Below are 17,852 nucleotides of genomic sequence, written 5' to 3'. Positions count from 1 at the left end.
GTACAGAAATTGCACAGCTCTGCAAATTTGCGCGAGTGTGCAATTTTTATGTCCTTGCCCACAGTGTTCGCGGCACTGTGTCGGGGGTCACCGCGGCGTTACGGTGGAAACATGTCCGATCCGACGGCGCCGCTGTCGTTCCGGGCGGACGAGATCGACCGCGCCGCCCTGGACCAACTCGCCGCCGTCCTCGACCTCCAGGCCGCGCGCCCGGGCATCCGGCGACTGCGCGAGTGGTCGCATGCCGCCCTGCACGTGCAGCCCGGCGAGAGCGCCCTCGACCTCGGCTCGGGCACCGGATCGGAAACGCGGGCCCTCGCCGAGGCGGTCACCGCGTCCGGTCGGGCGATCGGACTCGACCCGAACCCCGGCATGACCTTCCTCGCACAGGAGCGGGCCGCGGCGGAGGGCTCGACGGCGCAGTTCGTGATCGGCGACGCGTACTCGCTGCCATTCCCTGACCAGCGACTCGACGTCGTCCGGAGCGAGCGGGTCTTCCAGCACCTGAGTGAACCGGACCGCGCGGTGGCGGAAGTGGTCCGCGTTCTGCGGCCCGGTGGGCGCGGTGTGATCGTCGACAGCGACTGGGGCACGGCGATCATGCACCCCGGCGACCCCCTGGTCCTGCAGAAGATCATGGACGTGATGCTGGCGCACACCGCCAACCCGCACTCCGGGCGACTTCTCCCGGGGCAGCTCACCGCCGCCGGACTCACCATCGAGGACGTCGGCACCGAGGCGTTGATCCAGGACCCCGACGACGCGACGGGCCCGCTCGTCCAGATGATGGCCGTCGCCGCCGTCGCGGAGGGGGCGATCACCGAGGCGGAGCGCGTCGCACTGCTCGAGCAGCTGAACGCCGCCGCCCGCAGCGGCGACTTCCACATGTCGGTGACGATGTTCGCCTATCTCGTTCGCAAACCCTGACGGAATTCATTCTTCCGGCATTCGGAAACCGAGTGTGGTGGATCACCTCCGGTGCCGCACAGTGGTGGGGACGACGCCGATGCCTCGCCGAGTCCGGCGTCACGAATAAGGCAGCAGCCCAGCATCTTCCGGAGGCCCTCATGTCCACGATCGCCCGCAACCAGTGGTACGTCGCAGCCTACGGCCGTGAGGTCGGACGCGAACTGTTCTCCCGCACCATCTGCGAGGAACCGATCCTGTTCTGGCGCACCGAGGCCGGCGAGGCCGTCGCGATGAGCGACCGCTGCGTGCACCGCCGCTACCCGCTGTCCGAGGCGCCGAGCCGCCTCGACGGCGACACCGTCGTCTGCGGCTACCACGGATTCACCTACGGCAGCGACGGCGGCTGCGTGTTCGTGCCCGGCCAGAAACGCGTCCCCCGCACCGCCCGGCTGAGGCAGTACCAGGTGGTCGAGCAGGATTCGTTCGTGTGGGTGTGGATCGCCGACCCGGACAACCCCGAGCAGGGCGACCCGACCCGCATCCCCCGCGCACCGTGGATGGACTCCCCCGACTACACCGTCGTGTCCGGCATGGAACCGATCGACTGCAACTACGGTCTGCTCGTCGACAACCTGATGGACCTCTCCCACGAGACGTACCTGCACGGCGGCTACATCGGCACCCCAGAGGTGGCCGAAACCCCGATCACCACGGAGATCGACGAGGACCGGAACGTCATCTACGTCTCCCGCCACATGGACGACGCCGAATGCCCGCCGTTCTACTCGAAGTCCACCGGCATCGAGGGACGCATCACCCGCTGGCAGGACATCGAATACACGCCGCCGTGCCTGTACCTGCTGCACAGCCGCATCGCCCCGATCGGCGCACCCCTGCCCGGCGACGACGGCACCGACCCGCACGCGTTCCACAGCGAGATCGTCTACGCGATCACCCCGTCGACGGAGAATTCGACCCTCGACTTCTGGGCCGTGGCCCGCGACTTCGCACTCGGCGACGACGCCGTCACGACCTTCCTCGCCGAGAACAACCGGACCGTCGTGATGCAGGACGTCGTAGCGCTGAACATTCTGCAGCAGGCCCTCGACACCGAACAGGACGGCTACCAGGAACTGTCGATCAACATCGACGCCGGCGGCCTCGGCGCACGCCGGATCCTGAAGAAGCTCGTCGCCGACTCCCGCACCGCGGTGCCCGCGTCATGACCATCGAACCGACCCGGATGCTCCGCGGCGCGAACGTTCTGCGCATCGTCTGGCTGCCGGGCACCGACCGGCTGCGCGGGGTTTGCCACTGCGGAGCGGCACACGAGGCCGACGACCCCGCCGCCCTGTGGGAGTGGCTCCTCGCGCACCCGGTCGGACACCGCGCCGTCGACTCGCCCGCACCCGACGATGCCGCACCGCCCCTCGTCGCCGTTCCCGTCTGACCCGGAGAGACCGCCATGCCTACCGCCCCCGAACCCGTACTCGAGCTGGAGCTGACCGCCAGGACCACCGGCGCCGACGGCGTCGTCGTCCTCGAATTCCGTGACCCGTCCGGCGCGGCCCTGCCCGGGTGGACGCCCGGCGCGCACATCGATCTGCTGCTCACCCCGGAGCTCACCCGCCAGTACTCGCTGTGCGGCGACCCGGCCGACACCGGCACCTGGCGCGTTGCCGTGCTGCGGGAGGCGATGGGCCGCGGCGGTTCGCAGTTCGTGCACGACAAGCTGAGCGAAGGCGACACTGTCACCGTCCGCGGACCGCGCAACCATTTCGCGCTCGAGCCGTCACCGCGGTACGTGTTCGTCGCCGGCGGCATCGGGATCACGCCGATCCTCACCATGGCGCACGCCGCGGAGAACGCCGGCGCCGACTGGACCCTCGTCTACGGCGGACGCAGCCGCAGCTCGATGGCGTTCGCCGACACGCTCGCCGAGCGGTTCGACGACCGGGTGGTGATCCACCCCCAGGACGAGCACGGGCTCATCGACCTTCCCGGGCTGCTCGGCAACGTCCGGGAGAACACCCTCGTCTACTGCTGCGGGCCCGCACCGCTGCTCGACGCCGTCACCGCCCACTGCGACGACTGGCCGTCCGGCACGCTGCACCTCGAGCGGTTCGCCGCCAAGGACCTCGAGGAACCGGTCCGGGCCGAGGGGTTCGAGGTGGAGCTGACGCTGAGCGGCAAGACCGTCACCGTCGCCCCGGAGCAGTCGATCCTGCAGGCCGTCACCGCCGCCGGCGTCCAGGTGCTGTCGTCCTGCGAGGAGGGGACCTGCGGAACCTGCGAGACGCCCGTGCTCGGCGGTACTGTCGATCACCGGGATTCCCTGCTCACCGCGGACGAGCAGGCGGCCAACGACACCATGATGATCTGCGTCTCGCGTGCGAGCTGTCCACGCCTGACGCTGGAACTGTGAGACGGAGACCGAGCAATGGCGATCACCGGTTCGGTGACCATTCGCTCGCTGCGGCTCCTCGAGCTGTTCACCCCCGCGTCGCCACGGCTGACCCTCAGCGACCTGTCGCGGAAGTCCGGGTACCCGCTGAGCACCGTGCACCGGCTGACCAGCGACCTCATCGAATGGGGCGCCCTCGAGCGTGACAGCAGCGGTCGCTTCACGGTCGGGCTGAAGCTGTGGGAGATCGCGTCGCTCGCGCCGCGCGGCACCATGCTGCGCGAACTGGCGATGCCGGTGATGGAAGACCTGTCGCAGATCACGCGGGAGAACGTCCAACTCGGCATCGCGGAGGGCACCGAGGTCGTGTTCGTCGAACGCATCGCCGGGCAGAAGGCGGTACCCGTGCACACCCGCGTCGGTGGCAGGTTCCCGCTGACGGCGTCCGGCATCGGGCTCGCGCTGCTCGCGTACATGCCCACCGACGTGCAGGAGCAGGTGCTGGCCGGGCCGATCGAAAAGTTCACCGAGCGGACCGTCACCGACCCCGCCGTGCTGCGGCGAACCCTCGCCGAGATCCGCCGGTCCGAGGTGGCGATCAGTGATCGTCAGGTGACCATGGACGCCGTCTCCGTCGCTTCGCCGATCTTCGAACGCCCCGGAACGGCGGTCGCGGCCGTGTCGCTGGTGGTGTCGGCGGAGAACGCGTCGGTGAACGCGCTGGTCCCGCTGGTGCGCGCGGCCGGCCGGACGATCAGCCGAGCGCTCCGCCCTCGTCAGCCGTCGTAACCGGGCGGGTGCGACGCTCCCAGGCTCCCGGGTCGGACGTCAACGCGCCGAGGAAGCCGGGCAACTGCCCGTTCGCCACGTCCGCGAGGCTCACGTTCTCGAGCACGGCGCGCAGGTTCACCCGCACCGCGATCCACACGTCCTGCAGTTTGGCCGCGGGACCGCAGTAGTCGACGTCCTCGGGGCGTTCACCGCGCACCGACGCCAGCGGACCCTCGACGGTCCGGATCACGTCGGCGATCGTGATGTCCTCGGCGGGACGCGCCAGCCAGTAGCCGCCGTCGGGGCCGCGCCGGCTGTTCACCAGTCCGCCGCGCCGGAGGTCGGCGAGGACGGCCTCGAGGAACTTGTGCGGGATGGTCTGCGACTGTGCCAGGAACTCGGCCTTGGACGGGGACGGTCCGGCAGCGGCCAGTTCGATCAGCGTCCGCACGGCGTAGTCCACCTTGGCGGTGATGTGCACACCGAATTCCTACCACTCGAGTATGAAAACGGGCAACTCGGTGATGCCCGTCACGTCGGGGTACATTGAACTGGACGCTCGTCTTGTCGTGGAGGAAGCAATGTGGGACACCGTGACGTCGGCCTGGAACTCGGCGCTGCTGACGCCACTGCACGAACCCGTGACACTGGCCATCCCGGCGTTCGTCCTGTTCCTGGCCATCGAATGGTTCGCGGCCCGGCACCTCGAGGACGCCGCCACCGACCCCGACGGCCGGTCCCGCCCGGTGCGGGGCGGCTACGAACGGCGCGACGCGCGGGCGAGCGTCGCGATGGGCGCCGTGTCGATCCTGACGACCACGTTCTGGAAGCTCCTCGCCCTGATCGGGTACTCCGCCATCTGGGTGTACCTCGCGCCGTGGCACCTGCCCGCGGACGCCTGGTACACGTGGGTGATCCTCATCCTCGGCGTCGACGTGCTGTTCTACGCGTATCACCGGATGTCGCACCGCATCCGCCTCATCTGGGCCACCCACCAGGCGCACCACTCGAGCGAGTACTTCAACTTCTCCACCGCGCTGCGCCAGAAGTGGAACAACAGCGCCGAGATCTTCATGTGGATTCCCTTGCCGTTGATCGGCATTCCACCGTGGATGGTGTTCATCGGGTTCTCCGTGAACCTCGTCTACCAGTTCTTCGTCCACACCGAGCGCATCGACAAGCTGCCCCGGCCCGTCGAGTTCGTGTTCAACACACCCTCACACCACCGCGTCCACCACGGCTGCGACCCCGAATACCTCGACCGCAACTACGCCGGCATCCTCATCGTCTGGGACCGGATGTTCGGCACGTTCCAACCCGAAACCCACCGCCCCACCTACGGGCTCACGAAACCGGTGGGCACCTACAACATCTGGACACTGCAGACCCACGAATACGCCGCCATCGGCCGGGACTGGCGCCGGGCTTCGTCGTGGCGCGACAGGCTCGGCTACGTGTTCGGCCCGCCCGGCTGGACGCCGTCAGGAACGCGCGAAGCTGACCAGGAAGTCGACCGTGCCGTTGCCGTCCACGGTCACGAAGCCCAGTGACGGGGGCGTCACACCGAAGTCCGTCCACGTGACCGGGATGCTCCCCGACGCGATGAGGTCGTCGCCGGAGCGCAGCACATCGATGTCGACGGTCACCGGACGCGACTGGCCCTTCAGCGTCAGCATGCCCTGCGCGGACACCGTTCCCACCGAACCGTCCGCGGGCAGCCCGGACAGATCGACCGGCGAATCGAGCGTGAACGTGGCCGTGGGGAACGTCGCGGTGTCCATCACGTTGCCACGGAACTGGTTGTCGCGACGGGACTGATCGGTCGCGATCGTCGCCACCTGTACGGTCACCTCGCCGGCGGTGAGTTTCCCGTCCTCGACGGACGCGTTGCCGGTCACGTCGCCGGTCGACCCGACCACGGTGACGCTGGCGCCGTTGAGGATTTCGTGGACGGTGTACCCGGCAGCCGTCTGGTTGGAGCCCTGCCCGGGTGTGACGGTCCACTGACCGTCGACGGACCCGGTGGCAGCCTCCGCGCCCTCGGTCGACACCGAGGCCGCCGGAGCGTCGTCCTCTGCGATGAATTGGCCGTAGAACCACGGTCCCACCAGCACCGCGAGTACGACAACGACTACTGCGCCGACCAACCACCACAGCTTTTTCATGAGCTCAGGCTAGTTGCAGCTTCAAACGCTGTCACCCGATATGACCTGCGAGAGTCCTGTGAACAAAAAGCTCCCCACCTGCGTGTGCAGGTGGGGAGCTTTGGCGGTGGCGGAGGGATTTGAACCCTCGGACGGGGGTTACCCGTCACACGCTTTCGAGGCGTGCTCCTTAGGCCGCTCGGACACGCCACCGCCGGTGACTTTACCGGATGTGGCGCCCGAGCCCGAAATCGCCAGGTGAAGCCGCCTTACGTGAGCTTGTCCTTGAGGTTCTTCGCGGCGTCCTTGACCTTCTCGCCGGCATCCTTCACCGCCGAGGACGCCTGGTCGGCTTTGCCCTCGTCGCGCAGGTCCGGGTCGCCCGTCGCCTTACCGGTGGCTTCCTTGGCCTGGCCCTTGAGGTCTTCCGCCTTGTTCGAAGCTTTGTCTGCGATTCCCACGAGATACCTCCGTGAATCCGATTTCGAACCCGGTGACGGGTCCGGCGGCGCCTCGTCGGCGCCTGTCTCCAGAGAAGCACGGGTCATGGCGACCCGGCCACAATGTGTCGAGTACCCCACGAAAGCGTTTGAAACCGGTCAGCGTCGCTCACGGAAGAAGTCTTCGAGGATGCCGGCGCACTCGTCCTCCAGAACACCGCCCCTGACCTGCGGGCGGTGTGTGAGACGGCGGTCGCGGACCACATCCCACAACGAACCGACAGCACCGGTCTTCGGCTCCCACGCCCCGAACACCACCCGGGAGATCCGGGCCAGCACGAGCGCGCCCGCGCACATCGTGCACGGCTCCAGCGTCACCGCCAGCGTCGCCCCCTCGAGGCGCCAGCCGTCTCCGTACACCCGCGCGGCGGCCCGCAGCGCGATGATCTCCGCGTGGGCCGTCGGATCCGCCATCGCCTCCCGCGAGTTCACGGCCCGCGACACCTCGACGCCGTCCGCGTCGAACACCACCGCACCCACGGGCACGTCGGCGTCGGTGGCGGCGCGGGCCGCCTCGATCGCCGCGCGGATCATCCGCTCGTCGTCCTGAAGAGTCACGGCGTGCGGGACTACCGGGGAAGCTTGTCGAGGACCCCGGTCAGTTCCGTGGTGAACCCGAGCCGCTGCGCGATCATCGCGAGCTGCTCGTCGGGGTAGAGATCCGTCTCGGACGTGATGACCGCCAGCACGGGTTCGGGCAGACCGAGGTCGGCGAGCAGCGACAGGTCGCCCTCCTCCCATGGCTCGACGTCGTCGAGGTCGTCCGGATCGATGTCCGGGACCTCGACGTTGAGCGCCTCGAGGACGTCGGCGGCGATGTCGTAGTCGATGGCGGCGGTGGCGTCGGAGAGCAGCAGACGCGTTCCGGACGGCGCCGGACGGAGCACGATGAAGAACTCGTCGTCCACGTCCAGCAGACCGAAGAACGCGCCCGCGCTACGGAGGGCCCGAAGCTCCTCCTCCGCGACGCTCAAACTGGTCAGAGCAGCCGACGTGAGGGCCTTCACCTTCCACCGGCCGTCCTCGTGTACTACTGCGACACCGAAGCCCTCCAGATCCTCTGCCCGATCCGTGGAGGCGCTGTTGTTTTCCGCGCGCTGTGCACCCATGAGCGCAACGGTAGCCCGCTGGGTGCCGGTAAATGAAGTCCACCGCCGAATGTGCCAACCTGTTCGGGTGTCTGAAACCCCTTCCACACCTCCGGTGTGCGTGCTCGGCCTGGGATTGATCGGCGGTTCGCTGCTGCGTGCGGCAGTGCGCGCGGGCCGCGAAGCGTGGGGTCACAACCGGTCCGCGCCGTCCGTCGACGCCGCCCGCGCGGACGGATTCGACGCCGACACCGATCTGGTCGCGGTGCTCCAGCGTGCGTCCGCCGCATCCGCGCTGATCGTGATCGCGGTCCCGGTGCCCGCCGTCGCCCCCACCCTCACCGCGATCGCCCTGTACGCACCGAACTGCCCGATCACCGACGTCGTCAGCGTCAAGGCCGAGGTCGCGGCGGCCGCGGCCCGCCAGGGACTCGCCGACCGCTACGTGGGCGGACATCCGATGGCGGGAACGTCGGCGTCCGGGTGGAGCGTCGGCAGTGCCGACCTGTTCCGAGAGGCCGTGTGGGTGGTCGGCACCGACGACGGCGTCGACCCCGGCATCTGGACGCAGGTCGCGCAACTCGCCCTGGACTGCGGTTCCGTCGTCGTGCCCGCCGAGTCCGCCGAACACGACCGGGCGGTCGCGCGCATCTCGCACCTGCCGCACCTGCTGGCCGAGACCCTCGCGATCACCGGCGCCCGCGGCGGACCGCTGGCGCTGGGCCTGGCGGCCGGCTCGTTCCGGGACGGCACCCGGGTGGCGGGCAGCGCGCCCGGACTCGTCCGGGCCATGTGCGAGGGCAACCGCGACGCCCTGCTGATCGCACTGGACGAGGCGTTGACGCTGCTGCAGGACGCGCGAACCGAACTGTCGGAACAGTCGTCCGCGGCGACACTCGTCGACGACGGTCACGCCGCCCGCCTGACCTACGACAACCAGGAGACGTGGGAGATCAGCGGCATCGTCCCCGGCCGCGCGGGCTGGATCGAGGAGATGCGAGACGCCGGCCGGCGCGGGGGGCGGCTCCGCCGCCTGTGAGCCTTTCTGGTTGCTGGAGCTACCAAAAAGGCGCACGAGCGGCGAAGCCGCCTAGATCCGTTCCGCCAGGCCCGGGTAGTCGATGATGAACCCGTCGCGGTCGACCGTCACCGAGGAACTCGATACCGGCGACAGCACGTGGATGCCGTCCGGACCGCTGCTGTAGGTGAGGATCGCGCCCTCGACCCGCAGGTCCAGGAGGTTCACGTAGACGACGGGGACCTCGATGTCCTCGGACCCGAGGTGCAGGCCGTACCGCCGGATGGGCAGGGCGTTGAAGAAGGGGCTGAGCACCATGTCGACGTCGAGGGCGCCGTCGAACGTGGACCGCTGATGGTTGGCGCCGTGCTCCACCATCCACGTGCCCTCTTCGTCCCGGCTGATCGACATCTGCCGCTCACCGGCCGCGACGGACGTCCGCAGCGACAGCCTGCGGGTGACGCCGCTCTCGTCGGTGACGAGGTCGTAGGACGCGCTGAACGCGGGATGCTCGGGGCACTCGCCGCCGATGATCCGGCCTGCGGCCTTGATGCGGTCGCCGTTCAGCTGGACGCGCACCGATTCCATTCGGGGTGCGTTGTCCGCCCGCCACGTCAGTACTGCGGGCCAGGTCGAGGCACCGGAGGCTTGGATGCTCACCTGTCTACGGTAAGCGACGACGGCTCCCGGGGTGGCAACGGGCCGAGTTTCGTTGCAGCAGAGTTGTCGAGAGTCAGGGCTCGGGCTCGTTCCGTGACCGCGATGCGCGACGAGAAGACGACGAGGGCGCCGAGTCCGACCGCGACGTTCAGCAGTGCCCCGAATTCCTGTGCGACGAAATCGAACACCTCGGTGAGCAGGATCGTGACCAGGGCGGCGGCCCGCAGGAACTGCAGCGGCCACAGCTTGCCGTTCCGCAATCGCACGACGGCCGCCCAGCACAGCACGAACGCGATGGCGGACCCGGTGAGCTGGCCGATGGTGGTGATGTCGGTTCCCTCGTCGCCGCGCAAGTCGTCGCCGAGGGTGGCCACGGCGTTGAGCAGCCCCAGGGTGGAGAACAGCGTGAGCAGTACGGCCGCGGTCCAGAGCATGCCCGGACCCTTGGCGAAGGCGGGGGTCGCGCGCCGGGCCAGTTCGCGGGCGGTGGGGACGGTGCGGCCGGTGCGGTCCGGGCAGCGGGCGAGCAGGTCCCGCACGGACGTCAGGGTCGCGTCGTCGGCCCCCGCCGCGGCGGCCCGGCGCAGCTGGGCCAGCGCCTGATCCCGGCGCACACGGTCCAGTCCGCGGTCCAGTCCGCCGAGCGCGATGGCGGCGGCGTTGGCGACGTCCTCCGTCGGGGTCGGCGGCCGCACGTCGTGCAGTGACCGGTTGACCAGCAACAACACGACGATCACCACGTACATGATCGCGATGGACGGTCGGTAGAAATAGTCGTTGGTCTTGGTGACGAACTTGCCGATCTCGTCGAGGAACAACCCGAACCCGATGCCGCCGATCACGACACCGAGGACCCGCGGTTTCATCCCGAGGAACGAGAACACGGTGACGAGGGCCACGACCATGCCGAGCCCGCCCCACAGCACGTGCGCGATGTGCAGCGAGGATCCCCCGACCTGCGGGTATCCGGTGAGGTGGAGGTAGGCGCGGGTGAGCAGGATCGTGACGATCCCGATGATGACGAACGCCTCGACCAGGCCGCTGCCCTGGGCGTCACGCACGAGGTGCGACCGGTTCCGGAAACCCGAGATCATGCCGCCTCCCTGTGCTCCCGCCTACAGGAAGTCTAGGTGCGCTTCGCGCCCGTGAGTACTTATTAACCGCCCGACGTCAATAAGTACTCACGGGTGGTTGGTCATCACAGGCTCAGATCTCGAGTAACGTTCTCGGGTGACTGGTTCGTGAGGAAGGGTGCCGTGACGTCAACCGGGAGCATGGTGGGCCTGTTCGCCGGTATCGGCGGGCTCGAGTTGGGTCTGAGGGAGCACGGCTGGAACACCGAACTGCTCTGTGAGATCGATCCGGGCGCCCAGGCGGTTCTGCGTACCCGATTCACGGACGTCCCAGTGCATTCCGATGTCACCAAGCTGCGTTCCCTCCCCCAGAACATCGAACTCGTCGCCGCCGGATTCCCCTGCCAGGACCTCTCCCAGGCCGGCCGGACCGCAGGCATCACCGGTGCGCGTTCCGGTCTCGTCGACGAGGTGTTCCGGTTGGTGAAGCGGAAGAGGGGCCCGCGCTGGCTCCTGATCGAGAACGTGCCGTTCATGCTGCAGCTGGGTCGCGGGGCGGCTATGAGGCACATCACGGACGCCCTCGAGGACCTCGGCTACATGTGGGCGTACCGGGTGGTCGACGCGCGCGCCTTCGGCCTCCCTCAGCGCCGGCAGCGGGTCCTGATGCTCGCGTCGCGGACGGAGGACCCGCGCGCGGTCCTGTTCGGTGAGGATGCCGGGGAACGCCCCGTCGACGATCCCACCGATTTCCCGTGCGGTTTCTACTGGACGGAGGGCACCCGCGGCCTGGGGTGGGCGGTCAACGCGGTGCCCACGCTCAAGGGCGGTTCGTCGGTCGGGATCGCGAGCCCGCCCGCCGTGCGACTGCCGTCGGGCGAGATCGTGACCCCCGGCCTGGTGGACGCCGAACGCCTGCAGGGCTTCGACCCGGACTGGACGGCGCCCGCCGCGCTGGTGCCCGGTCTGCGGAACAGCCATCGGTGGAAGCTCGTCGGCAACGCGGTGAGTGTGCGGATGGCGTCGTGGGTCGGTCGGCGGCTGCTCGAGCCGGCCGAGTACGAGCGGGGCATCGAGACGCCGATGAAGCCCGGCGACGCGTGGCCGGTGGCGGCGTGGGGCAGCAACCGGCAGGCGTTCCGCGTGCACACGTCGACGTGGCCGGTGCAGGAACCGTACGAGGATCTCAGCGGATTCCTGGAGGACACCCGGCTGCTGTCCGCGCGCGCGACCGCCGGTTTCCTGAAACGGGCCCGGATGGGCAATCTGCGTTTCGTGCCCGGTTTCATCGACGACGTCGAGAGCCACCTCGACCGCATGGGCGGCTTCCCCGAGGCCGCCGCGTAGCCGGACAGACCTGCGATGCCCGTCACCGACCCCGCGACCAGCGCCCGGATGCGGGCGCAGCGGCGCCGCGACACGGCACCCGAACTCGCTCTGCGCCGGGAACTGCACCGGCGTGGGGTCCGGTACTTCGTGGACCGGGCACCGATGAAGGGTGTTCGGCGGCGCGCCGACCTGGTGTTTCCGCGTCGCAAGGTGGCCGTGTACGTGGACGGGTGTTTCTGGCACAGCTGCCCGCAGCACGCGACGTTCCCGAAGAACAACGCGCAGTGGTGGGCCGAGAAGCTCGCCGGGAACGTCACCCGCGACCGGAACACCGACTCGACGCTGACCGACGCCGGGTGGACGGTGGTGCGGATATGGGAGCACGAGAATCCGGTGGTCGCCGCGGACCGGGTCCAGGCCGCCCTGCGCCGCGGACGGTGAAGGTGTTGCAATTCCCACCCCTGGGGGGTCTGGTCGCCGACCGCGGATCGGTGCAGGATGGTGTCATCAGCAACCGTTCGAACCACTTCGGAGGCGCATGATGATCCGCCGTATCGTCGCGGCGGCCTCCATTGCGATTGCAGCAGCGGCCGTCCCACTCGTCGGAGCGGCGCCCTTCGCGGTGGCTGCTCCGGGCGACACGTACATCAGCAATCCCCCGGCCAACCCTGCGGACCAGGGTTTCTGCGAGGACCAGGCCGCCCTCGCGAACAATCTCTCCGCCAAGGGTGACTTCGCGCGCGCCGACGGCGTCGTGTCGGCCGCGAACATGAGCGGGTGCCGGATCTACACGTTCTCCAGCCCGTAATCGCACTCACCCCGGACCGCTGAACTCGCCGGCGTGCGCCGACGCCCACTGCGCGAAGGTGGTCGCCGGGCGGCCGGTGAGTTGCTCGACGAGGCGGTTCGCCTGCTGCGGGGCGTCGACCAGGCTCGCCATCCCCTCCAGGTACCAGCGGGCGTATTCACCCATCGCCGGCGTCAGGACGTCCACCGCCTCGTCCAGCGACACCTGGCGGTACTCGATGTTCCGGCCGAGGGCGGCGCCCAGTTCGCGGACGAGGTCGGCGCGGGTGATCGTCTCGGGACCGGTGAGTTCGTACGACTTCCCGACGTGTCCGTCGTCGAGGAGGGCGACGGCGGCGACCTCGGCGATGTCGTCCATGGCGATGGGTGCGTTCGCCGCTGTCGGATACGGCTCGCGCACGGTGTCGCCGGCGGCGATCTGCGGTGCCAGGATTCCCGCGTTCTCCATGAACTCGCCGGGCCACAGGTGTGTCCATTCGATGCCGGACGCCTCGACGGCGCGTGCGACGTCGCCCCAGTGGCCGTCGTGGGGACCGGAGAGGTCGACGACGTGCCGGACTCCGGCCCGCTTCGCCAGGCGCAGCGCGTCCGGGGCGGTGTCGGGAGTCGGTGCGAGATACAGGGAATCGACGCCGTCGAACGCCGCGGGCAGGCTGTCGAGTCTGCGGAGGTATCCCTCGACGACGGTGACCGAGTCTGGAAGTTGCGCCCTGTCAGGATGATTCGTGAGTGCCCGGACGTCCGTCGCACCCCGCGCGAGCAGGTGGTCGACGAGCATTCGGCCGATGTTCCCGGTTGCCCCCGTCACGAGAATCGTCATGGCTGCACGCTACTACCGCGGCCGGGCACGTGAGTGGCAAAGTGTGCCCCGGCACGCTTTGCCACTCACATGGGGGGGTCAGCTGGTCGGCGGGGCGGGGGTCGTGGAGGGCGCCGGTGTCTCCGACGGCGTCGGGGTGGCGGGGGGCGACGCGTCCGGGTTCTGCACCCCGGGCCGGAGCCGGTAGATGTGCTCGGGCGTGATGACTTCGGTGACGGCTCCGGCGAGCGCCGTGCTCGGTTCGCTGTCCTCGTACGGGACGTCGGTGTTGAGCATGATCGCGACCGTGGTCTCCTTCTCGGGAAGGTAGATGCACACCGTCTGGTAGCCGGGGAGGCTGCCGTTGTGCCCGATCCAGCCCGCGATGTCGAAGATACCCAGGCCGTAGCCGACATCGGATGCCAGACCCGGCGCGGTCACCGTCTCGAGCCGCTGCGCCTGCGTGGCCGGTTGCAGCAGTGTTCCCGTGGCCAGTGCGGGCGCCCAGATGCGCAGGTCGTCGAGGGTGGAGATCATGGCGCCTGCCGCCCAGCCCCAGGACGGATTCCAATCGGTGGCGACGGCTTCCTTCTCGTCCAGGGTCTGCTCGGTGTAGCCCTGCGCGTGCGGTTCGGGGAACGCGTTGGTGGTCGGGAAGCTGGTGTCCGCCATCTTCAGCGGCTGGATGATCTTCTGCGAGATGTACTCCGGGAGCGGCATTCCGCTGACCTTCTCGACGACGAGCCCCAGCAAGACCGTGTTCGTGTTCGAATACTCGAACCCCTGGCCGGGTGGGAAGGACGCGGGCTGGGTGAACGCGTAACCCAGCAGTTCTGGAGGCGTGAAGTTCCGCATCGGGTCGGAGAGCAACGCCTGCTGGAAGTCCTTGTTTGCCGTGTAGTTGGGCAGCCCGCTCTGCATCCGGGCGAGTTGGCGCAGCGTGATCTGGTCGCCCGCCGGCACGCCCTCCACGTACTTCGAGATCGGGTCGTCGAGGGCCACCTTGTCTTCGTCGACCAGTTGCAGCAGACCTGTCACCGTGAACGTCTTTGTCACACTGCCGATCCGGTGATAGAAATCGGCCTCCATCGGCGCGCCCGTCGACTTGTCGGCGACGCCGAACGCCTTCACGTAATCGCCGTCGGGCCCCCACACGCCCACGATCGCGCCGGGAATCGCCGCCATCGACATCGCCTTCTCGATCGCCTCGTCGAGTCGGTCCGCGACCCCCGGGTCGATCTGCGCGGGGCCCGCCTCGGCCGCCGGCGATCCCGTCTGCGTCGTCGTCGAGGTCGCCGAGGCGCCCGTCGAGGACGAGTCGTCGGAGCACGACGCCGTCACCAGCAGCAATGCCGCCGCGACCGCCGCGAGGCCTCGTCGTCGATACATCTTGGTCACGACCTGAGCTGTCATCGTGCGTCCCGTCGTCGAGGTGCCCCTCTCGGGAATTTACCCCGCGACCGCCGGGCGAATGTACCTTTCGGCGCTTCCGAGGCGCCGGACGGTACGTTCGCCCTACTGCGCACTCTCGGTCGCGTATTCGGCCAGCAGCCGCTTCTCCTGGTCGCGTCGCGGGAAGAAGAAGAACACCACCACGGCCCCGGCGCACACCACCAGGATCGCGGCGAGGTACGCACGGTCGTCGCCGTCCAGGAACGCGCTGCGGGCGGCGGCGATGATCTGCTCGGCGTACTGCGGATAGCGTTCCGCCAGCACCTCGGCGCTGGAGTACGACTTCGTGAGCGCCGCTTGGGTTTCCGGGGTGATCTGGCCGGCATCCGGCGACGAGGCGATCGTGGCCGACAGCGACTTCGCGTAACCGGCGGTGAGCACCGCGCCGAGGATCGACTGCATGATCGCGCCACCGAGGTCGCGCTGCAGATCGGACGTGCCCGATGCCATGCCCGCCCGCGACACCGGCACCGAACCGGTCAGCGACCGCGACGCCGGAGTTCCCGCGAATCCGACCCCGATGCCGACGAACGCGTAGGCCAGCGCCACCCACCAGTACGTCGCGTTCTCGTCCCACCACACCAGCGCGACGACCAGTCCGAGGACGACGAACAGGTAGCCCAGGAGCAGTGTGAACCGGGCGCCGTGCGATTCGACGAGTTTCGCTGAGCGGGGTGCGACGACGACCATGGCGACGGCGGCCGGGATGATCGCGGATCCGGCGGCGAGCGTGGAGTACTCGAGCACGTTCTGGAGGAATTGCTGCCCGATGAACATCGCTCCCATCAAGGCGCCGAACACGATCACCCCGCCGACGGCGGCCACCCAGAACGTCGGCCGAGCGGCGACGTGCAGATCGAACAGTGGGTGCGCCGCCCGCCGTTGCTGCAGGAAGAACGCGGCGCCCGCGGCGAGGGCGATCAGACCGAGACCGACGGCGAGTGCGCCGGAGCCGTCGACGGGCGCGAAATTGATCGCGAGGATGAGGGCGGCGATGAACACGACGGAGATGATGCCGCCGAGATTGTCGACGGGATCGGTGGTTTCGTTGACGTGGGCGGGCACCCACAGGATGGCGGCGACGAGAGCGAGGCCGGCGAGCGGAAGCGTCACGAGGAACACCGAGCCCCAATGGAACTGTTCGAGGAGCGCGCCCGACACGATCGGTCCGAGCGAGGAGATCGCACCGCCGAGGGCCGACCACAGTGCGATCGCCTTGGTGCGGGGCGGTCCCGACCACAGCGCGGTGATGATCGCGAGGGTGGTGGGGTAGGCGAGCCCGGCGGAGACGCCACCGAGAACTCGTGCGAGGAACAGTATTTCGAAGTTCCCGGCGAACCCTGCGATCGCCGATGCCGGCAGCGACAGCGCCATGCCGAGCACCAGCATCTGCTTGCGCCCGTAGCGGTCGCCGAGCGCCCCGAGGTAGAGGACCGACGCGGCCAGCCCGAGGGAGTACGCCACCGCGATGAGGTTCAGCTGCGTCTGACTCGCGTCGAACGCGCGACCGATATCGGGGAGCGCGACGTTCGCGACGGACAGGTTCAGATTGGCGACGGCGGCGACGAGGATGAGGGTCGCGAGGGTCAGCGTCGCTCGGGCCGGCGCCTGCGTCGATTCGGTTCGAGTCACTGTCTGCTCCCGGGGTTCTCGTCTCCTCGTAGGCCCGCGGTGTCGACCGTCGGTTCGGGACTCGACGCGAGCAGCGATGCCGCGAGCGGGAAGAGGAGGACGGTGATCGCACCCGCCGCGACGAGCACGGACGCATTGGCGGACGTCATGTCGCCCGAGTCGACGGCCACTCCCGTGACCGCGACGATCAGCGGCAGACCGGTTCCCGCGTACAGCGCCAGCTGGGTGCGTTCGCGGACGGTGAAGGGTGGGTCCGTGCCGTCGGCGCCCCGGTCGAGTCTTCCGGCGAAGTAGACCGGGCCCGACCGTACCAGCAGGATCAGCAGGACGAACGCGATCAGGACGCCGGGTTCGGACGCCACCGCGGCAACGTCGATGGCCATGCCCGACGTCACGAAGAAGATCGGGATCAGGAAACCGAACGCCAGGCCGTCGAGTTTGGTTTCGAGGGTCTCGTCGCCTTCGGGCGTGGCCCGCCGCAGGATGAATCCCGCCGCGAATGCTCCGAGGATCGTGTCGAGCCCGAACCCCGCTGCGAGCACGGTGAGTGTGACGAGTAGCAGCATCGTCAGCCGGACCGTGGTCTGCGACGTCGTCTCCGACCCCGACCGGATGATCGCCGTGATCCGGGACCCCTCGCGCCGCACGCGGGCGGGGATGAACGCGACCAGCACGGCCGCGGCCGTGAACAGTCCGAGAACCACGATGGATGCCACCGACCCCCGGGACCCGAGGAGCACCGCCATCGCGACGACCGGCCCGAGTTCGCCGAACGCGCCGTGATTGAGGATCGTCCGGCCCAGCCGGGTGTCGAGCCCGCCCGCGTCGCGGAGGATCGGCAGGAGCGTGCCGAGGGCGGTCGACGTCATGGCGATGGCCACCGCCGTTCCCGCGTCGACCACGTGGGCCAGGCTCAGCAGCGACACCACCGTGAACGCCAGCGCCAGCGAGATCAGCCATGTCAGCAGTGCCCGCCTGCCGCCGCGGCCGGTGATCTCGGCGGTGTCGATCTCGTATCCGGCCAGCAGGAACAGCAGGCCCAGCCCCAGTTCGCGCAGCAGGTCGATCTCGCTGCCTGCCACCGCGAGATCGAAGACGTGCGGGCCGACGACGATCCCGGCGACGAGGAGGAGCACGACCTCGGGCACGAGTTTGCGGGGGAACAACCCGGCGAGCAGCGGGGCGATCACGGCGCAGGCCACGATCCAGAACAGCGAGGCTCCCACGGAAGGCATGCATCACCCCGTTTCTCGAACCGCCGGAAAC

General features: G+C 68.9%; 21 protein-coding genes and 1 tRNA gene. 10 read left to right on the top strand and 12 right to left on the bottom strand.

Annotation, left to right across the window (positions count from 1 at the left end):
• Positions 1–111: 111 nt before the first annotated feature.
• The 5 genes from ROP_RS20260 to ROP_RS20240 all read left to right on the top strand — a co-directional run bounded on the left by ROP_RS20260 (position 112) and on the right by ROP_RS20240 (position 4,102).
• Entirely contained in the window at positions 112–927 is an 816-nt protein-coding gene (locus ROP_RS20260; RefSeq protein ID WP_012691278.1) for a class I SAM-dependent methyltransferase, read from the top strand.
• Between the two features lie 140 nt (positions 928–1,067).
• A complete protein-coding gene (locus ROP_RS20255) occupies positions 1,068–2,135 on the top strand; it encodes an aromatic ring-hydroxylating dioxygenase subunit alpha (protein ID WP_012691277.1) in 1,068 nt (355 codons plus the stop codon).
• Positions 2,132–2,359, top strand: a complete 228-nt coding sequence (locus ROP_RS20250; RefSeq protein ID WP_012691276.1) for a hypothetical protein — start codon at positions 2,132–2,134, stop codon at positions 2,357–2,359. The genes ROP_RS20255 and ROP_RS20250 overlap by 4 nt, the downstream gene beginning before the upstream one ends.
• 15 nt (positions 2,360–2,374) lie before the next feature.
• Positions 2,375–3,334, top strand: a complete 960-nt coding sequence (locus tag ROP_RS20245; protein WP_012691275.1) for a PDR/VanB family oxidoreductase — start codon at positions 2,375–2,377, stop codon at positions 3,332–3,334.
• 15 nt (positions 3,335–3,349) lie between these two features.
• Positions 3,350–4,102, top strand: a complete 753-nt coding sequence (locus tag ROP_RS20240; protein WP_012691274.1) for an IclR family transcriptional regulator — start codon at positions 3,350–3,352, stop codon at positions 4,100–4,102.
• Here ROP_RS20240 and ROP_RS20235 read toward each other — a convergent pair.
• The gene (locus tag ROP_RS20235; RefSeq protein WP_012691273.1) at positions 4,068–4,565 is read right to left on the bottom strand and encodes an RrF2 family transcriptional regulator; all 498 of its coding nucleotides are present in this window, start codon (positions 4,563–4,565) and stop codon (positions 4,068–4,070) included. The genes ROP_RS20240 and ROP_RS20235 overlap by 35 nt on opposite strands.
• A gap of 100 nt (positions 4,566–4,665) precedes the next feature.
• Here ROP_RS20235 and ROP_RS20230 point away from each other — a divergent pair, with 100 nt between their 5' ends.
• On the top strand, positions 4,666–5,634 hold the full coding sequence (locus ROP_RS20230; RefSeq protein ID WP_012691272.1) for a sterol desaturase family protein: 969 nt from the start codon (positions 4,666–4,668) through the stop codon (positions 5,632–5,634).
• On the opposite strand, the gene ROP_RS20225 is transcribed toward ROP_RS20230, so the two are convergent.
• The 5 genes from ROP_RS20225 to ROP_RS20205 all read right to left on the bottom strand — a co-directional run bounded on the left by ROP_RS20225 (position 5,566) and on the right by ROP_RS20205 (position 7,837).
• On the bottom strand, positions 5,566–6,249 hold the full coding sequence (locus ROP_RS20225; RefSeq protein ID WP_012691271.1) for a YceI family protein: 684 nt from the start codon (positions 6,247–6,249) through the stop codon (positions 5,566–5,568). The two genes, ROP_RS20230 and ROP_RS20225, sit on opposite strands and share 69 nt — an antisense overlap.
• A 101-nt stretch (positions 6,250–6,350) precedes the next feature.
• Positions 6,351–6,441: transfer RNA gene (locus ROP_RS20220), tRNA-Ser, on the bottom strand.
• Between the two features lie 56 nt (positions 6,442–6,497).
• Entirely contained in the window at positions 6,498–6,689 is a 192-nt protein-coding gene (locus ROP_RS20215; protein WP_009477222.1) for a CsbD family protein, read from the bottom strand.
• A 138-nt stretch (positions 6,690–6,827) separates the two neighbouring features.
• Complete coding sequence (locus ROP_RS20210; RefSeq protein ID WP_012691270.1) at positions 6,828–7,286, bottom strand: nucleoside deaminase; 459 nt, start codon at positions 7,284–7,286, stop codon at positions 6,828–6,830.
• Between the two features lie 11 nt (positions 7,287–7,297).
• Positions 7,298–7,837 carry a tRNA adenosine deaminase-associated protein gene (locus ROP_RS20205; RefSeq protein WP_012691269.1) on the bottom strand — a complete coding sequence of 180 codons (540 nt, stop codon included), beginning with the start codon at positions 7,835–7,837 and terminating at the stop codon, positions 7,298–7,300.
• A 49-nt stretch (positions 7,838–7,886) separates the two neighbouring features.
• Between ROP_RS20205 and ROP_RS20200 the strand changes: the two genes are divergently transcribed.
• Positions 7,887–8,855, top strand: coding sequence for a prephenate dehydrogenase (locus ROP_RS20200; RefSeq protein WP_043825045.1), 969 nt, complete (start codon positions 7,887–7,889; stop codon positions 8,853–8,855).
• Between the two features lie 51 nt (positions 8,856–8,906).
• Here the strand turns inward: ROP_RS20200 and ROP_RS20195 are convergent, their stop codons facing one another.
• Both ROP_RS20195 and ROP_RS20190 read right to left on the bottom strand, forming a co-directional pair.
• Positions 8,907–9,494, bottom strand: coding sequence for a putative glycolipid-binding domain-containing protein (locus tag ROP_RS20195; protein WP_012691267.1), 588 nt, complete (start codon positions 9,492–9,494; stop codon positions 8,907–8,909).
• A complete protein-coding gene (locus tag ROP_RS20190; protein ID WP_012691266.1) occupies positions 9,491–10,588 on the bottom strand; it encodes a hypothetical protein in 1,098 nt (365 codons plus the stop codon). Before ROP_RS20190 ends, ROP_RS20195 begins: the two co-directional genes overlap by 4 nt.
• Positions 10,589–10,768: 180 nt before the next feature.
• Between ROP_RS20190 and ROP_RS20185 the strand changes: the two genes are divergently transcribed.
• From ROP_RS20185 to ROP_RS20175, 3 genes are all read left to right on the top strand, one after another.
• A complete protein-coding gene (locus tag ROP_RS20185; RefSeq protein WP_012691265.1) occupies positions 10,769–11,914 on the top strand; it encodes a DNA cytosine methyltransferase in 1,146 nt (381 codons plus the stop codon).
• Between the two features lie 15 nt (positions 11,915–11,929).
• Positions 11,930–12,337, top strand: a complete 408-nt coding sequence (locus ROP_RS20180) for a very short patch repair endonuclease (RefSeq protein ID WP_012691264.1) — start codon at positions 11,930–11,932, stop codon at positions 12,335–12,337.
• A gap of 97 nt (positions 12,338–12,434) precedes the next feature.
• Positions 12,435–12,704, top strand: coding sequence for a hypothetical protein (locus tag ROP_RS20175; protein WP_012691263.1), 270 nt, complete (start codon positions 12,435–12,437; stop codon positions 12,702–12,704).
• Between the two features lie 6 nt (positions 12,705–12,710).
• Here the strand turns inward: ROP_RS20175 and ROP_RS20170 are convergent, their stop codons facing one another.
• The 4 genes from ROP_RS20170 to ROP_RS20155 form a co-directional block, all read right to left on the bottom strand.
• A complete protein-coding gene (locus tag ROP_RS20170; RefSeq protein WP_012691262.1) occupies positions 12,711–13,523 on the bottom strand; it encodes an NAD(P)H-binding protein in 813 nt (270 codons plus the stop codon).
• Positions 13,524–13,601: 78 nt separating this feature from the next.
• Entirely contained in the window at positions 13,602–14,915 is a 1,314-nt protein-coding gene (locus ROP_RS20165; RefSeq protein ID WP_043825041.1) for a serine hydrolase domain-containing protein, read from the bottom strand.
• Positions 14,916–15,017: 102 nt separating this feature from the next.
• Positions 15,018–16,586, bottom strand: a complete 1,569-nt coding sequence (locus ROP_RS20160; RefSeq protein ID WP_012691260.1) for an MFS transporter — start codon at positions 16,584–16,586, stop codon at positions 15,018–15,020.
• On the bottom strand, positions 16,583–17,821 hold the full coding sequence (locus ROP_RS20155; RefSeq protein ID WP_012691259.1) for a cation:proton antiporter: 1,239 nt from the start codon (positions 17,819–17,821) through the stop codon (positions 16,583–16,585). Before ROP_RS20155 ends, ROP_RS20160 begins: the two co-directional genes overlap by 4 nt.
• Between the last annotated feature and the right edge of the window lie 31 nt (positions 17,822–17,852).

Origin of the sequence: Rhodococcus opacus B4, from assembly GCF_000010805.1 — a bacterium.
In the GTDB taxonomy this organism is placed as follows: Bacteria; Actinomycetota; Actinomycetes; order Mycobacteriales; family Mycobacteriaceae; genus Rhodococcus_F; species Rhodococcus_F opacus_C.
This window is presented reverse-complemented; position numbering and strand designations above follow the sequence as displayed.

Excerpts from the sequence above, each read along its gene's own strand:
- ROP_RS20250 (WP_012691276.1), top strand. The coding sequence starts at position 2,132 with ATGACCATCGAACCGACCCGGATGCTCCGCGGCGCGAACGTTCTGCGC.
- ROP_RS20230 (WP_012691272.1), top strand. The coding sequence starts at position 4,666 with ATGTGGGACACCGTGACGTCGGCCTGGAACTCGGCGCTGCTGACGCCA.
- ROP_RS20175 (WP_012691263.1), top strand. The coding sequence starts at position 12,435 with ATGATGATCCGCCGTATCGTCGCGGCGGCCTCCATTGCGATTGCAGCA.
- ROP_RS20155 (WP_012691259.1), bottom strand. The coding sequence starts at position 17,821 with ATGCCTTCCGTGGGAGCCTCGCTGTTCTGGATCGTGGCCTGCGCCGTG.
- ROP_RS20185 (WP_012691265.1), top strand. The coding sequence starts at position 10,769 with ATGGTGGGCCTGTTCGCCGGTATCGGCGGGCTCGAGTTGGGTCTGAGG.
- ROP_RS20170 (WP_012691262.1), bottom strand. The coding sequence starts at position 13,523 with ATGACGATTCTCGTGACGGGGGCAACCGGGAACATCGGCCGAATGCTC.
- ROP_RS20180 (WP_012691264.1), top strand. The coding sequence starts at position 11,930 with ATGCCCGTCACCGACCCCGCGACCAGCGCCCGGATGCGGGCGCAGCGG.
- ROP_RS20245 (WP_012691275.1), top strand. The coding sequence starts at position 2,375 with ATGCCTACCGCCCCCGAACCCGTACTCGAGCTGGAGCTGACCGCCAGG.
- ROP_RS20190 (WP_012691266.1), bottom strand. The coding sequence starts at position 10,588 with ATGATCTCGGGTTTCCGGAACCGGTCGCACCTCGTGCGTGACGCCCAG.
- ROP_RS20255 (WP_012691277.1), top strand. The coding sequence starts at position 1,068 with ATGTCCACGATCGCCCGCAACCAGTGGTACGTCGCAGCCTACGGCCGT.
- ROP_RS20240 (WP_012691274.1), top strand. The coding sequence starts at position 3,350 with ATGGCGATCACCGGTTCGGTGACCATTCGCTCGCTGCGGCTCCTCGAG.
- ROP_RS20225 (WP_012691271.1), bottom strand. The coding sequence starts at position 6,249 with ATGAAAAAGCTGTGGTGGTTGGTCGGCGCAGTAGTCGTTGTCGTACTC.
- ROP_RS20260 (WP_012691278.1), top strand. The coding sequence starts at position 112 with ATGTCCGATCCGACGGCGCCGCTGTCGTTCCGGGCGGACGAGATCGAC.
- ROP_RS20205 (WP_012691269.1), bottom strand. The coding sequence starts at position 7,837 with ATGGGTGCACAGCGCGCGGAAAACAACAGCGCCTCCACGGATCGGGCA.
- ROP_RS20200 (WP_043825045.1), top strand. The coding sequence starts at position 7,887 with ATGTGCCAACCTGTTCGGGTGTCTGAAACCCCTTCCACACCTCCGGTG.
- ROP_RS20165 (WP_043825041.1), bottom strand. The coding sequence starts at position 14,915 with ATGACAGCTCAGGTCGTGACCAAGATGTATCGACGACGAGGCCTCGCG.